Raw genomic sequence first — 13,955 nt, 5'->3', positions numbered from 1 at the left:
CAGCCAAAGGGAGGAGGCAACAAATGAGCAAACTGGACCATATTGAAACCGCATCCGTCGACGAACTGCGTTCGCTGCAACTGGAGCGGCTGCAAAAGACCCTGCACCACGCCTATGAAAACGTGCCCATGTACCGGCGCAAGTTCGACGAGGCCGGGGTGCATCCCTCCGACTGCAAGACCCTGGAGGATCTGAACAAGTTTCCCTTCACCACCAAGCAGGATCTGCGCGACAACTATCCCTTCGGCCTGTTCGCGGTGCCGATGGAGAAGATAGTGCGGCTGCACGCCTCGTCCGGCACCACCGGCAAGCCGACGGTGGTGGGCTATACCCAGCACGACATCGACGTCTGGGCCGACGTGGTGGCCCGCTCCCTGCGCGCCGCCGGCCTTAGCAGTAGGGACAAGATCCACGTGGCCTACGGCTATGGCCTGTTCACCGGCGGCATGGGCGCCCACTACGGCGCCGAGCGCCTGGGCGCCACCGTCATCCCCATGTCCGGCGGCCAGACCGAGAAGCAGGCCCAGCTGATCCAGGACTTCCAGCCCGACGCCATCATGGTCACGCCCTCCTACTGCCTCAACATCATCGATGAGCTGGAGCGGCAGATGGGCGGCAGCGCCAGCGCCTGCTCGCTGCGGGTGGGGGTGTTCGGCGCCGAGCCCTGGACCAACGGCATGAGAGCCGAAATCGAGCAGCGCCTCGGCATCGACGCCCTCGACATCTACGGCCTGTCGGAGGTAATGGGGCCGGGGGTGGCCATGGAGTGCCTGGAGTCCAAGGACGGCCCCACCATCTGGGAAGATCACTTCTACCCGGAGATCATCAACTCGGAAAACGGCGCCGTGCTGGCCGACGGCGAGCTGGGCGAACTGGTGTTCACCACCATCACCAAGGAAGGGCTGCCGGTGATCCGCTACCGCACCCGGGATCTGACCCGCTTGCTGCCCGGCAGCGCCCGCACCATGCGCCGCATGGACAAGATCACCGGCCGCAGCGACGACATGCTGATCATCCGCGGGGTGAACGTGTTCCCGTCCCAGGTGGAAGAGCAGATCCTCAAGTTCCCCCAGCTGACCCCCCACTACCAGCTGGAGGTGAGCCGCCACGGCCACCTGGACTCGCTGATGGTCAAGGTTGAGCTGCGCCACGACTGCGCCAGCGCCGATCTGCATTCGCTCGGCCACCAGCTCAGGCACCGTATCAAGGCGATGATCGGCATCTCCACCCAGATAGACATAGTGGGCGAGGGCCAGTTGCCCCGTTCCGAGGGCAAGGCGGCCCGGGTGCTGGATCTGCGCAACAGCGCCTGCGCCTGAGCGCCGGACCTGATACACAAAAGTGGCGGCAACGCCACTTTTGTGCTTGATGTCCGCCATTTAAACGGGGTGTAATGGGCTCATCCCGGCCTTTGGCCGCCTTTTCACACCTGACTCATACCTCAGATTGGACACCATGGATTCCCGACTCAGCCACTTTATCCAGCAGGCCCTCGACTACGAAACCGTGAGCGGCACCTCCCTCATCATGACCATCTTCGGCGACAGCCTCGCCCATCGCGGCGGCGGCATCAGCCTGGCCAGCCTGATCGAGCTGGTGGCCGGCTTCGGCTTCGGCGAGCGCTTCGTGCGCACCTCCGTCTTCCGCCTGGCCAAGCACCACTGGCTCAGCTCGGAGCGTATCGGCCGGCTCAGCTTCTACCGGGTGACCGACAGCAGCGTCCACCGCTTCCGCCAGGCCGAGGCCCGCATCTACGGCATCGGCCAGCGGGACTGGGACGGCCAGTGGGATCTGGTGCTGCTGAGTTCGGTGGAGCTGGAGGCCAAGGCCCAACTGCGCAAGGAGCTGGAATGGCTGGGCTGCGCCGGCATCGCCCCCAACCTGATGGCCTACCCGGGGCTGGACCAGGGCAAGCTGCGCCAGTTGCTGCTGGATCTGGACATGGCCGAGCAGGTGGTGGTGTTCCGGGCCCGGACGCCGGACTTGTCGCTGGGGGTGGCACCGCCCCTGCCGCGGATGGTGAGCGTCAACTGGCCGCTGGAGGACATCAGCCAGCGCTATCACGAGTTTCTGACGCTGTATCGCCCCCTGCTGCCGCTGCTGGAAGATGGCGCCGGGCTGGATCCGGCCCAGGCCTTCCAGCTGCGCACCCTGCTTATCTACCACTACCGGCGGGTGCTGCTGAAGGATCCCAACCTGCCCATCGGCCTGCTGCCGGCGAATTGGCCCGGCGCCGCCGCCCAGACCCTGTGCGCCAATATCTACAACCTGCTCTACCGGGCGGCGGACGAACACCTCTGGGCCACCGGCCGCACCGCCGAAGGGCCGCTGCCGCCGGCCGGCCCCGCCTTCTACCGCCGCTTCGGCGGTTTGAGGCAATAGCCGGGAAGGATCGCCGTAGGGCCCATTTCAATTGACCATCCATCCCCGGCGTGGTGGTTTGGTCGACTGAAGTCGACCCTACAGGGCCGGCTTGTAGGTCGACTTCAGTCGACCAGACCCGGCGCCGTGGGTAGGCGGCCGATTGAAACCGGCCCTACACCGGCTCCCCATACCAAAGGAGATCATCGATGAATTGCTATGAAATAGACGGCCTGGTGCCGGTGGTGGAAGAGGGCGCCTATGTGCACCCCACCGCCGTGCTGATCGGCGACGTCATCGTGGAACGGGGCGCCTATATCGGCCCCCTGGCCTCGCTGCGGGGCGACTTTGGCCGCATCCAGGTGCAACAAAACGCCAATGTGCAGGACAACTGCGTGATGCACGGCTTTCCCGACGCCGACACCCAGGTTTGCCCCTGGGGCCACGTGGGCCACGGCGCCATCCTCCACGGCTGCGTGGTGGGGGAGAATGCCCTGGTGGGCATGAACGCCGTGGTGATGGACGGGGCCGAGGTGGGCGAAAACAGCATAGTGGCGGCCCACGCCTTTGTGAAGGCCGAGATGCGGATCCCGGCCAATGTGCTGGTGGCCGGTACCCCGGCCCGGGTGATGCGCGAGCTGCGCCAGGAGGAGCTCGAATGGAAGCGCCAGGGCACCCAGACCTATATCGATCTGGTCGGGCGCTGCCTGCACAGCCTGCGCCCGGCCACCCCGCTCAAGGCGGTGGAGCCGGATCGCCCCCGCCTGTTCCAGCACGCCGACTACCTGCCCAAATACAAGGCCTAGCAGCGGAGGGGAGGATAGTACCGCCGGCGCGGAACGCTCCTCCCCCTTGGCTGCGGCTTGGCAGGCACGGTGCCCTCACTAGAGCCGCTCGGCGGCGAAGGTGTCGCAGCGTTCCGGCCGGCCCGATTCAAAGCCCTGCTTGAACCAACGCACCCGCTGCTCCGAACTGCCGTGGGTAAAGCTGTCCGGGGTGACCTGGCCCCGGCTCTGCCGTTGCAGGCGGTCATCACCGATGGCCGCGGCGGCGGTCAGCGCTTCCTCCAGATCGCCGGGCTCCAGCAACCGGCGCTCGCTGTTGGCATAAAATCCCCAGACCCCGGCGAAGCAGTCCGCCTGCAGCTCCTGGCGCACCGACAGCCGGTTGGCTTCCACCGCCGGCAACTGGCGCCGGGCCTCGTGTACCCGACGTGAAATCCCCAGCAGGTTCTGCACATGGTGCCCCACCTCGTGGGCTATCACATAGGCCTGGGCGAAATCCCCCGGCGCCCCGTGACGGTGCCTGAGATCCTGGTAGAACGAGAGGTCGATATAGACCCTGTTGTCGCCGGGGCAGTAAAAGGGCCCCATGGCCGCCTGGGCGAACCCGCAGGCGGATTGCACCTGGCCGCTGAATAGCACCAGGGTCGGATCCCGATAATGGCTGCCCATACGTTCGAACAATGGCTGCCAGGTGTCTTCGGTATCGGCCAGCACCACAGAGACAAACTCTGCCAGTTGCTGCTCTTCGGCGGACAGGGCACGCGGCTGGCTGACCGTGGTCGGCTGACCGCTCAGCAGCGGTAGCAGGTCGATGCCAAGCAGGCGGGCGCCGACAAAGATCCCGGCGCCGGCCACCAGCACCACCCGGCCCAGTTTGGTGCGCAGCAGCCAGGGCAGCAGGCGCAACAGCAGCCCCAGCAGGGCGGGGGCGCCGGCCGAGGCCCCCCGCCTGTCTTCCACATTGGAGCTGCGACGTCGATGTTCCCAGCGCATGGATCCTTCCTTGCAGTACCTTGCGGTAAGTAAAACCATAAGATCGGCGCAGAGCCGGGGGAATGCAAGCCGAAAGGCCGGACTGTCCGGATGTTTGGGTATGGGGGGGCCGATCGGCGCCGGTGCGAAGGCGTGTCGGCGATCTGCGGGGTCCGCCGTGGCGGGCCCCGGGATGAGGTTGTGGCGCTCAGCGGTACAGCAGCTCCGGCAGCCAGAGGGTGAGGGCCGGCAGCAGGATCAGCAGCCCCAGGCGGAGGATATCGGCACACCAGAAGGGGGTGACGCCCCTGAACACGGTGCTGCTGTTCACGTCCTTGAGCATGCCGCTCAGCACGAAGACGTTCATGCCCACCGGTGGGGTGATCAGGCTGATCTCGGTGGCCACCACCACGATGATGCCGAACCAGATGGGGTCCAGCCCCAGGCTGTGGATCACCGGGAAGAACACCGGCACCGTCAGCAGCATCATCGACATGCTTTCGAACACGGCGCCCAGCACCAGGTAGATGGCGATGATCATCAGCAGCACTGTCATCGGCGACACCGAGAAGCCGGTGATCAGCTCCACCAGGTGTTCGGGCAGGCCGGCGCGGTTGACGAAGTTGGAGAAGATAAGGGCGCCGATCACCACGAAGAACAGCATGGCCGAGGTGCGGGCGGTCTCTGTCAGCACTTCCTTCAGCTCGGCAAGGCCCAGGCTGCGGCGCTTGAGGGCGATGCCCAGGGCGCCGGCGGCGCCGATGCCGGCGGCCTCGGTGGGGGTGAAGATGCCGAGGTAGATGCCGCCCATCACCAGGGCGAACAGGCCGAGGATGCCGCCCACGCCCTTGAAGGCGCGCCACTTCTCGGCCCGGCTCATGGCGTCGCCGGGGGGGCCGGCCTCGGGGTTGCGCCACACCACGTAACGCACCGCGCCCAGGTAAAGCAGTATGCCGAGCAGGCCGGGCACGAAGCCGGCGGCGAACAGATCGCGGATGCTCTGCTCGGTGAGCACGCCGTAGATGATCAGCGCCACGCTCGGCGGAATGAGGATGCCCAGGGTGCCGCCGGCGGCGATGGCGGCGGTGGCCAGGCTGTCGGCGTAGCCGTATTTGCGCATCGGCGGTATCGCCACCCGCGACATGGTGGCGGCGGTGGCCAGGCTGGAGCCGCAGATGGCGGAGAAGCCGCCGCAGGCGGTGATGGCGGCCATGGCCATGCCGCCCTTGCGGTGGCCGATCAGCGCATGGGAGGCCTGGAACAGCTCGCCGGACAGGCCGGAGCGGCTGACCAGGTTGCCCATCAGGATGAACAGCGGGATCACGCTCAGGCCGTAGTCCTGGGCGGTGTCCAGCAGCCGGCGGGCGCTGATGGACAGAGCGGCGGTGAAGTTGAAGTCCGAGAGGGCGGCGTAGCCGACGACTCCCACCGCGGCCATGGCGAAGGCGATGGGCACGCGCAGGAAGATAAGGGTCAGCAGCACGCCGAATCCAAGCAGTGATTCCATCATAGGGCCGGCGCCTCCTGCGCGGGTTCATGTTGTGCCAGGGTCTGCTCGGCGGGCTCGCCGAGCAGGGTCAGCACCAAAAAGGTCAGGGCGGTCAGCCAAAGGCTGGCGGCGATCAGGTACATGGCCCAGGCGCTGGGAATGGCCAGGTATTCGGTGACCGAGTTGTAGCGGGCGGCGCGCTCGGCCAGCTTCCATACCGTCATCGCCATCCAGGCGACGCCCGCCGTCATGAACAGGTGGCACAGCCGGTCGCGCAGCCGGCGGACCAGCCGGGGCAGATAGGGCTCGGCCAGATCCACCGCCACGTGCTCCCGGTGCCAGGTGATGGTGGGCAGCACCAGGAAGATGGCGGCGGCGAGCATGATTTCAATCAGCTCCGAGGCGCCCACCACCGGCCGGTTGAACAGGTAGCGGCCGAGCACGTCGACGGTGGTGAGCAGCATCATCAGCAGCAGCATCAGGGCGGCCAGCAGGTTGAGCAGCCGCTTGAGGGCGGCCGCGCCGCCACACCAGAGCCGGGCTGCGGTGCGAGTCATGGTGTTCATCCCTGGTTACCGTCCATTTGAGCCTGGTATTCCCGGGCAATGCGGCGGAATTCGGCCAGGGCCCGCTTCGCGTCGACCCGGCGGTCGGCCACCTCGTCCAGCCAGCCGTGCTCGATGCCGCGGGTCAGCTCGGCAAACAGCTGCACGTCCTGCTCGCTGGCGGGGGTGATGGTGTTGCCGTATTCGATGGCGTCCTGCTCCGCCTCCTGGTCGCCCTGCACCCAGGCGCGGGCGGCCATGGCCGAGAGCCGCTCGCCGGACACCGCCATGACGGCTTCCCTGTCCTGCTCCGACAGCCGGTCGAGGAAGTCCTGACCGATAAAGATGCCGAAGCTGCCCAGGTACATGCCGTGGGGCATCTTCAGGGTATAGGGGGCCACTTCCTTGAAGCGCATGGTGCGCTTGGTGTTCATGGGATTGAACACCCCGTCCACCACCCCCTGGGTCAGCATTTCGTAGACCTTGGTGGTGGGGGCGGCCACGCCGATGATGCCGAGCTGCTCGCCGATGGTGTTCTGCACCCCGCCGCCGACGCGGATCTTCTTGTTGCTGAGTTCGCTAAGGCTGGTGATCGGTTCGCGCATGTGGATCTCGCCCGGGCCGTGAGTGAAGAGGCCGGCCACCACCACGTCGCCGTGCTCGTTGGCCTGGGCCAGGTATTTCTGGTGTACCCGCCAGTGGGCGACGGAGGCGGCCTCGGCGCCGGCACCCAGGTTGGGCAACTCGGCGATGCTGGTCAGCTTGAAACGACCGGGAAAATAACCGTGATACGTCCATGATGCATCAACGGCACCATCCTGAACCAAATCGATCATGCTCTGGGGCTGGCCCAGATCGTGCTCCAGCTTGATCCTGACCCTTCCTTCGGTCGCTTCCTCGATCCACCGGCCCCAGGTGGGCAGCACCACCGTGTTCATCTCGCTGGTGGGCGACAGCCAGGTGGCAACCCGCATGGTGGTTTCGGTGGCGGTGGCCTGGCCATGCCAGAGCCCGGCGGCGGCGAACAGAGATATCCATATACGTTTCATAACACTCCCCTTTGCATGAACGGAACATTGCCATAACAAACATGATACACACTACACTATTTTATTTTTAAAAGTGAAGTATTTTGTTTCTGTTTTTTTAACCTTGGTGTAACAGGTGCGAGGGTGGGAGGCAGGCAGATAAAAAAGGTGCCGGCCGAGGCCGACACCGAAAACAGCAGGCAAGGGAAAGGGTCAGAAGCGGTACATCACCATGCCCTGCAGGCGGGTGGCGTCGCCGTCCCGGCCGTCGTGCAGGCCGCGGCGGTGGTGGCTCACTTCCACCCCGTAGCTGACCGGGCCGACGGGTGACCAGATGTAGTTGAGGTGAATGGCCTCGAAGGTATCGGTGCTGCCGCCGCCGAAGCCGGCGGCGCCCGCGTTCACGGCATCGTCCAGACTGGCCCGGGCGATGCCGTAGCCCAGGGTGGCGGCGCCGGGGCCGGCCTTGACGGTGATGCCGGCGGTGCCGCCGCTGGCCTCGATGGTTTCCACCGCACCGCTGGCCGGATCCAGGTAACCCGGGCCCGCCGGGCTGCCTTCCAGGTAGCCGCCGATGCCGTCGCCATGGGTGAGGGAGCCGCGCAGGGTGACGCCGTCGGTGAGCTGGTAGGCCGCCTCCAGGTTCAGGCCCCAGCCCAGGGCGTTTTCATCGCTGTCGCTCGCCTGGCGGTAATACTCGATCTCGCGCAGCAGCGCCGAGGCGCCGTAGCTGAGAGCGCCGGACGTGCCCTGATAGCGCAGGGTGAGATCGGGTAGGGTGTTCTTGGCGGAGTCGGGCGCGGCCACGGCCAGGTTCTTGCCCAGGTTGCCGGGATCTTCCAGGGCGACGGAAAAGCCGCCCAGGGTATAGCGCAACTGGGCCTGGCGGCCGGCGTTGCCCTGGCCCGGCTGGGGGGTGAAGTCGATGGTCGGGCTCATGCCGAGCAAGCCGCCGAAGTTGCTCCAGGTCTGGCCGGCGGTGATGCCGTTCCACTCGCCGTAGGCGTGGCGCAGGCGGAAATTGCCGCCGCCGTTGCCGAAGAAGTCGCCCTCCAGGGTGGTTTTGACTTCGCCCATCCGGGTGGGGGTGGCAGTGCTCACTCCCAGCCGGCTCTGGAAGGCGTGCAGCGTGGTGTGTCCGTCCGGGCCGGGCTCGCCGTCGAGCCGGATATTACCCCGGTTGACGGTGTTACCCAGATCGGCGTCCAGATCGTAGATCAGATCCAGCTTGGCGTAGCCGTACACATTGGCCTTGGTATCGCCCACCTGCACTTCGAAGGCGGCGGTAGGGCCGGCCACCAGCAGGGCCAGCAGGGAGAGGGGGAAGACGCGCGATTTCTTGCTTGGGTAAGTCATGTCATCAAGTCCTTTTATTAACAGAAGTCCACCCTGAGATGTCTCAGGCGTGCGCTCGAGGAGATCGATGTGCAAAGGGATCCCTCACGCGCTCTGCCGAGGCAGAGGCGCGTGCCGTTCAGGGCGATGATGGGGGCTGCGCTCCTGGAGCAGGAGCCCGATATCGGGGGCCAGAGCCATGAAAGCGATACATTAATCTTTATGTGTCGCTTTTATATATTGCTAAGTTTATGGTGAGGCGAAACCGACATCGACAGGGCCACCCCCGGGCAGGTAAGGGATCATGTCTTTGTTTTATCTACTCCATTATCGTGGGTGCTTCAGCCCGTACCCGGGGCCAGGGCCGTATAACCCGATACGAAATATGCCACATACATCGAGAAAGTGAAGTATTTTGTTTCACTTTTTTAACCGATGTGTAACCTTTTTGTGTCGCTTTTTCGCGTTATTCGTCTTCAGGCTCGAGGCCGTGCACAACAACGGTGGGGCGCGGGCGACCCGCCCGCATTAGGGGGGCACAGAGGTGGGCGAGGGTCCACTTCAGTGGACCGTTCCGACAACGGTGCCGTGGCCTGGTCGACTGAAGTCGACCCTTGGCGGGCTGTGGTTTGTCGTAGGGTCGATTTCAATCGACCTTTTCAGCCACGGCGCCCTGCCGGGCCTGGCGCAGGCATTCCAGCAGATCCAGGGTGGTGGGGTCGGGGTGTTCTTCGTCGCGCCAGCACATGCCCACATAGCCTTCGCCGCTGTCGAGGTGGATGTCGAGCGGCACCACCAGGCCGCGGCCGGTGAAGTGGCGGGCCACCCGCTCCGAGCTGACCGACAGCATGTCGCTGTGCTGCAGCAGCCAGAGGTTGCCCACCTGGGAGGACGACTCCACCCGGTAGGGCGGCGGTTTGCGCCCGGCCAGGGTCAGGGCCATGTCCAGCTTGCTGCGGATGGGGGTGCCCTGGGGCCAGACTATCCAGTCGTACTGATAAAGGTCGTCCCAGCCCAGCCCCGCCCGCCCGGCCAGGGGATGGTCGGGCCGGGCCACGATGCGCAGCGGCTCCTCGTAGAGCATTTCGCTCTTCAGGCTGGCGCGGGGCTGGTAGTTGTCGAGCCGGCCCACCACCACGTCCAGCTTGCCCAGCACCAGCTTGTCCAGCAGCGAGTTCATGGTGCTTTCCTGTATTTCCACCCGCGCCCTGGGGTGCAGTGCGATGAAGGCCATGATGGCCGCCGGCACGAAGCTGGGCGCCGAGGCCGGCGAGGTGCCCACCGCCACGGTGCGGGAGCTGCCTTCCTGCAGAGCTTCCAGGTTGTGCTGGGCCCGGGCCATTTCGGTCACCATGCGCCGGGCATGGCCCACCAGCAACTGGCCCATGGCGGTGGGCCTGAGGCCGCGGGCATGGCGCTCGAACAGCGGCGCGCCGATGTCTTCTTCCAGCTCCTTCAGCCACTTCGACAGCCCCGGCTGGGTGCTATGCATGAGGCGGGCGGTATCGCTCAGGCTGCCGGTGTCGGCCAGGTTGATCAGCAGGTGCAGGTGCCTGAGGCGCAGGCGGCGGGTCCAGTCCATCGAGATATACCATAAAGTGTATGACGGTATCTCAAAATATCATTATTCGGTATGGGGTTCACGGATAATACTGTTGCTCAGAAGTTACGAGGCCGTGAGCGAGACATTGGAATAATGCTATCGCCGGGCAGTACCCAGGGCGCCGACGCAGGGCCGCTCAATCAGTCAGGAGAGTGTCACGTGAGTTATGTCGTAGAACCCCAAGCCGTCACCAGCATCCCCGTCGTCGGCGGCGAGCAGCAGTTTCCGGTGCGCCGCGTCTATTGCGTCGGCCGCAACTACGCCGCCCATGCCCGGGAGATGGGCTTCGACCCGGATCGGGAGCCGCCCTTCTTCTTCTGCAAGCCCGCCGACGCCGTGGTGCCGGTGGCGGAAGGCGACACCCTGGCACTGCCCTACCCGAGTGAAACCGGCAACTACCATTATGAAATCGAGCTGGTGGTGGCCATCGGCAAGGGCGGCAGCAACATCCCCCTGGAACAGGCCAACGACCATGTATGGGGCTACGCCGTGGGCCTGGACATGACCCGCCGGGATCTGCAGATGAAGATGCGCGAGATGGGCCGCCCCTGGGAAATCGGCAAGGCGTTCGATGCCTCGGCGCCGGTGGGCCCGCTCCATCCGGCCAGCCAGATCGGCCATCCCGGCCAGGCCGCGATCTGGCTGCAGGTGGACGGCGAAGATCGCCAGCGCAGCGACATCGACAAGCTGATCTGGTCGGTGCCCGAGACCATCAGCTACCTGTCCCGCTTTTTCGAGCTGCAGCCGGGCGATCTGATCATGACCGGCACCCCGGAAGGGGTGGGCGCGGTGCACCGGGGCGAGCTGATGGTCGGCGGCGTCGAGGGCCTGGGCGAACTGCACGTGCGCGTGCTGTAAGGGGGAAAATCATGCAGCTTTACAGTTTTTTCAACAGTTCCACCTCCTACCGGGTGCGCATCGCCCTGGCCCTGAAGGGCCTAGACTACGACTACAAAGGAATAAACATCCGGGTGGGCGAGCAGAAGACCGACGACTACCAGGCGGTGAACCCGTCCAGGGGAGTGCCGCTGCTGGTGGACGACGAGGGCAACCGCCTGAGCCAGTCGCTGGCGATCATCGACTATCTGGACGAGACTCATCCCGAGCCTAAACTGTTGCCGGCCGAGCCGCTGGCCCGGGCCCGGGTGCTGGAGCTGGCCAATGCCATCGCCTGCGACATCCACCCGGTGAACAACCTGCGCATCCTCGGCTACCTGAAAAACGAACTGAAGGTGAGCGAAGAGCAGAAGAACGACTGGTACCGCCACTGGATAGCCGAGGGCTTCGGCGCGGTGGAGGCCCTGCTCGAACGTTATGGCCATGGCCCCTACTGCTTCGGCGAGGCGCCCACCCTGGCCGACTGCTGCCTGGTGCCCCAGGTGGCCAACGCCGAGCGCATGGGCTGCGACCTGAGCGCCTATCCCCGGATGATGGCGGTATACCAACATTGCCAGCGGCAGCCGGCCTTCCAGCAGGCGGTCCCCTCCCGCCAGCCGGACTTCATCGCCTGAGCCGGGCGGCAGACAGATTGAAAGGAGAACAGAGATGGACAAGCAACAGACAGCGCAAAAAGTGATCGTGGTCGGTGGCGGTATCGGCGGCCTGGCCGCGGCACTGGCCCTGGTGCGCCGGGGCTTTCGGGTACAGGTGCTGGAGCAGGCGCCGGAGATCGGTGAAATCGGCGCCGGCATCCAGCTCGGGCCCAACGCCTTCCACGCCTTCGACGCCCTCGGCATCGGCGACAAGGCGCGCGGCCGCTCGGTGTTCACCGATTTCATGGTGATGCACGACGCCATCGACGAATACCAGGTAGGCAAGATAGAAACCGGCGAGGCCTTCCGCCAGCGCTTCGGCAACCCCTATGCGGTGATCCACCGGGCGGACGTGCACCTGTCGCTGTTCGAAGGCGCCCAGGAAACCGGCCGGGTGGAATTCAAGACCGACACCCAGATCCAGCGGGTGGAGCAGGATGAAAACGGCGTGGCCGTCCATGACCAGCACGGCAACGTCTACAAGGGTATCGCCCTGATTGGCGCCGACGGCGTCAAGTCGGTGGTGCGCGCCACCTATGTCAATGATCCGGCCCGGGTCACCGGCCATGTGGTGTACCGCGCCGTGGTCGACAAGGACGACTTCCCGGAAGAGTTGCGCTGGAACGCCGCCAGCCTGTGGGCCGGCCCCAACTGCCACCTGGTGCACTATCCGCTGCGCGGCGGCGAGCAGTACAACGTGGTGGTGACCTTCCACAGCCGTGAGCAGGAAGAATGGGGCGTGACCGAAGGCAGCAAGGAAGAGGTGCAGAGCTACTTCCAGGGCATCTGCCCCAGGGCGCGCCAGCTGATCGACCTGCCCAAGAGCTGGAAGCGCTGGGCCACCGCCGACCGGGAGCCCATCGAGCAGTGGACCTACGGCCGGGTCACCCTGCTGGGCGATGCCGCCCACCCCACCACCCAGTACATGGCCCAGGGCGCCTGCATGGCGATCGAGGATGCCGTGACCCTGGGCGAGGCGCTGCGGGTGCACGACAACGACTGGGACAAGGCGCTGGATCTGTACCAGCGCTCCCGGGTCGCCCGCACCGCCCGTATCGTGCTGTCCAGCCGGGAGATGGGGCGCATCTATCATGCCAAGGGCGTGGAGCGGCTGGTGCGCAACGAGCTGTGGCAAGGCCGCAGCCAGGAACGCTTCTACGACGCCATCGAATGGCTGTACGGCTGGAACGTGACCAACTGCCTGAAAGACGACCACCGCTAATCGTATCGCGCGCCGGCCCGGCCGGCGCCGCAAGGAGACAGAGAAGATGCATCAACTCGGAACCCTGGAAGAGCTGCCCGAAAGCTACCGCCACGAGCTGACCGAACAGAACCTGGTGCCGCTGTGGCCCAACATGCGCGCCGTGCTGCCGCCCAAGGTGCCCAGCCGCAAGACCCGCACCCTGCGCTGGGGCTACGAGGTGGTGCGCCCGCTGCTGCTGCAGGCCGGCGAGCTGACCCCGATGGAAAAGGCCGAGCGCCGGGTGCTGGTGCTGGCCAACCCGGGCCACGGCCTCAACAACATGCAGGCCACCCCCAGCATCTACATGGGGCTGCAGCTGATCCTGCCCGGTGAAACCGCGCCCAACCACCGCCACACCCCCAACGCGGTGCGCATCATCGTCGAGGGCGAGGGCGCCTACACCACCGTCGATGGCGAGCCCTGCCGCATGGAGCGGGGTGATCTGATCCTCACCCCCTCCGGCAAGTGGCACGAGCACCAGCACGAAGGGGACGGCCCCATCGTCTGGCTGGACATCCTCGACCTGCCGCTGATCTACCAGCTGGAAGGCTCCTGGGCGATGGAAGGCCAGCCCCAGCAGACCACCCTGAGCCGGGACAAGTCGTTCGCCGACTACAGCGCCGCCGGCGTGGTGCCCAACCTCAACTTCCAGCGCGGCACCGCCGACGCGCCCATGCTGCGCTACCCCTGGAGCAAGACCCGTTCCTGCCTGGTGGAGATGGCCGAGCATTATCAAAACGGCCTGCTGCAGGTGAGCTACGTCAACCCGGAAACCGGCGCCAGCCTGTTCCCCAGCATCGGCTTCGGCGCCCTGATGCTGCGCCCGGGCGAGAGCGTCACCCTGTCCAGGCGCACCACCGCCTGCGTGTTCCACGCGGTGGAAGGCGCGGGCCAGCTGAGCGTGGACGGCGGCGAGCCCCTGGCCTGGAACGACAAGGACACCCTGTCCGCCCCCGGCTACAGCGACATTACCCTGAGCAACGGCTCGGCCGATAAGCCGGCCTTTATGATCACCGCCGACGAAGCCCCGCTGCATCGTTACCTCGGCATCTATTAATGGAA

The 13,955-nt window shown here is 65.7% G+C and carries 13 protein-coding genes; 7 read left to right on the top strand and 6 right to left on the bottom strand.

Annotated elements, in window-relative coordinates; genetic code table 11:
• The first annotated feature begins 23 nt into the window (after positions 1 to 23).
• From paaK to C7H85_RS09790, 3 genes are all read left to right on the top strand, one after another.
• The gene (gene paaK, locus C7H85_RS09800) at positions 24 to 1,319 is read left to right on the top strand and encodes a phenylacetate--CoA ligase PaaK (protein ID WP_106729531.1); all 1,296 of its coding nucleotides are present in this window, start codon (positions 24 to 26) and stop codon (positions 1,317 to 1,319) included.
• Positions 1,320 to 1,455: 136 nt separating this feature from the next.
• Positions 1,456 to 2,382, top strand: a complete 927-nt coding sequence (gene paaX, locus C7H85_RS09795; protein WP_106729530.1) for a phenylacetic acid degradation operon negative regulatory protein PaaX — start codon at positions 1,456 to 1,458, stop codon at positions 2,380 to 2,382.
• A 188-nt stretch (positions 2,383 to 2,570) separates the two neighbouring features.
• Positions 2,571 to 3,167 (top strand): phenylacetic acid degradation protein PaaY, encoded by a 597-nt coding sequence (locus C7H85_RS09790; RefSeq protein ID WP_106729529.1) that lies wholly within the window; start codon positions 2,571 to 2,573, stop codon positions 3,165 to 3,167.
• A 78-nt stretch (positions 3,168 to 3,245) separates the two neighbouring features.
• Here C7H85_RS09790 and ypfJ read toward each other — a convergent pair whose 3' ends face one another.
• From ypfJ to C7H85_RS09760, 6 genes are all read right to left on the bottom strand, one after another.
• Complete coding sequence (ypfJ, locus tag C7H85_RS09785; protein ID WP_106729528.1) at positions 3,246 to 4,139, bottom strand: KPN_02809 family neutral zinc metallopeptidase; 894 nt, start codon at positions 4,137 to 4,139, stop codon at positions 3,246 to 3,248.
• Positions 4,140 to 4,326: 187 nt separating this feature from the next.
• Positions 4,327 to 5,628: a TRAP transporter large permease gene (locus C7H85_RS09780; protein ID WP_106729527.1), complete on the bottom strand. Its 1,302-nt coding sequence runs from the start codon at positions 5,626 to 5,628 to the stop codon at positions 4,327 to 4,329.
• Positions 5,625 to 6,164 carry a TRAP transporter small permease gene (locus C7H85_RS09775; RefSeq protein ID WP_158260077.1) on the bottom strand — a complete coding sequence of 180 codons (540 nt, stop codon included), beginning with the start codon at positions 6,162 to 6,164 and terminating at the stop codon, positions 5,625 to 5,627. The genes C7H85_RS09780 and C7H85_RS09775 overlap by 4 nt, the downstream gene beginning before the upstream one ends.
• 5 nt (positions 6,165 to 6,169) lie before the next feature.
• On the bottom strand, positions 6,170 to 7,201 hold the full coding sequence (locus tag C7H85_RS09770) for a TRAP transporter substrate-binding protein (RefSeq protein WP_106729525.1): 1,032 nt from the start codon (positions 7,199 to 7,201) through the stop codon (positions 6,170 to 6,172).
• Positions 7,202 to 7,393: 192 nt separating this feature from the next.
• Complete coding sequence (locus tag C7H85_RS09765) at positions 7,394 to 8,536, bottom strand: DcaP family trimeric outer membrane transporter (protein WP_106729524.1); 1,143 nt, start codon at positions 8,534 to 8,536, stop codon at positions 7,394 to 7,396.
• A 625-nt stretch (positions 8,537 to 9,161) separates the two neighbouring features.
• Positions 9,162 to 10,097, bottom strand: a complete 936-nt coding sequence (locus C7H85_RS09760) for a LysR substrate-binding domain-containing protein (RefSeq protein ID WP_106729523.1) — start codon at positions 10,095 to 10,097, stop codon at positions 9,162 to 9,164.
• A 180-nt stretch (positions 10,098 to 10,277) separates the two neighbouring features.
• Between C7H85_RS09760 and C7H85_RS09755 the strand changes: the two genes are divergently transcribed.
• The 4 genes from C7H85_RS09755 to C7H85_RS09740 are packed head-to-tail and all read left to right on the top strand — an operon-like array spanning position 10,278 to position 13,950.
• On the top strand, positions 10,278 to 10,976 hold the full coding sequence (locus C7H85_RS09755; RefSeq protein ID WP_106729522.1) for a fumarylacetoacetate hydrolase family protein: 699 nt from the start codon (positions 10,278 to 10,280) through the stop codon (positions 10,974 to 10,976).
• Positions 10,977 to 10,987: 11 nt separating this feature from the next.
• A complete protein-coding gene (gene maiA, locus C7H85_RS09750) occupies positions 10,988 to 11,629 on the top strand; it encodes a maleylacetoacetate isomerase (protein ID WP_106729521.1) in 642 nt (213 codons plus the stop codon).
• A gap of 34 nt (positions 11,630 to 11,663) precedes the next feature.
• Complete coding sequence (locus C7H85_RS09745) at positions 11,664 to 12,872, top strand: 3-hydroxybenzoate 6-monooxygenase (protein WP_106729520.1); 1,209 nt, start codon at positions 11,664 to 11,666, stop codon at positions 12,870 to 12,872.
• 46 nt (positions 12,873 to 12,918) lie between these two features.
• Positions 12,919 to 13,950: a cupin domain-containing protein gene (locus C7H85_RS09740; RefSeq protein WP_106729519.1), complete on the top strand. Its 1,032-nt coding sequence runs from the start codon at positions 12,919 to 12,921 to the stop codon at positions 13,948 to 13,950.
• Positions 13,951 to 13,955 lie beyond the last annotated feature (5 nt).

It is taken from the genome of Zobellella endophytica, assembly GCF_003012775.1.
Taxonomy (GTDB): Bacteria; Pseudomonadota; Gammaproteobacteria; order Enterobacterales; family Aeromonadaceae; genus Oceanimonas; species Oceanimonas endophytica.
This window is presented reverse-complemented; position numbering and strand designations above follow the sequence as displayed.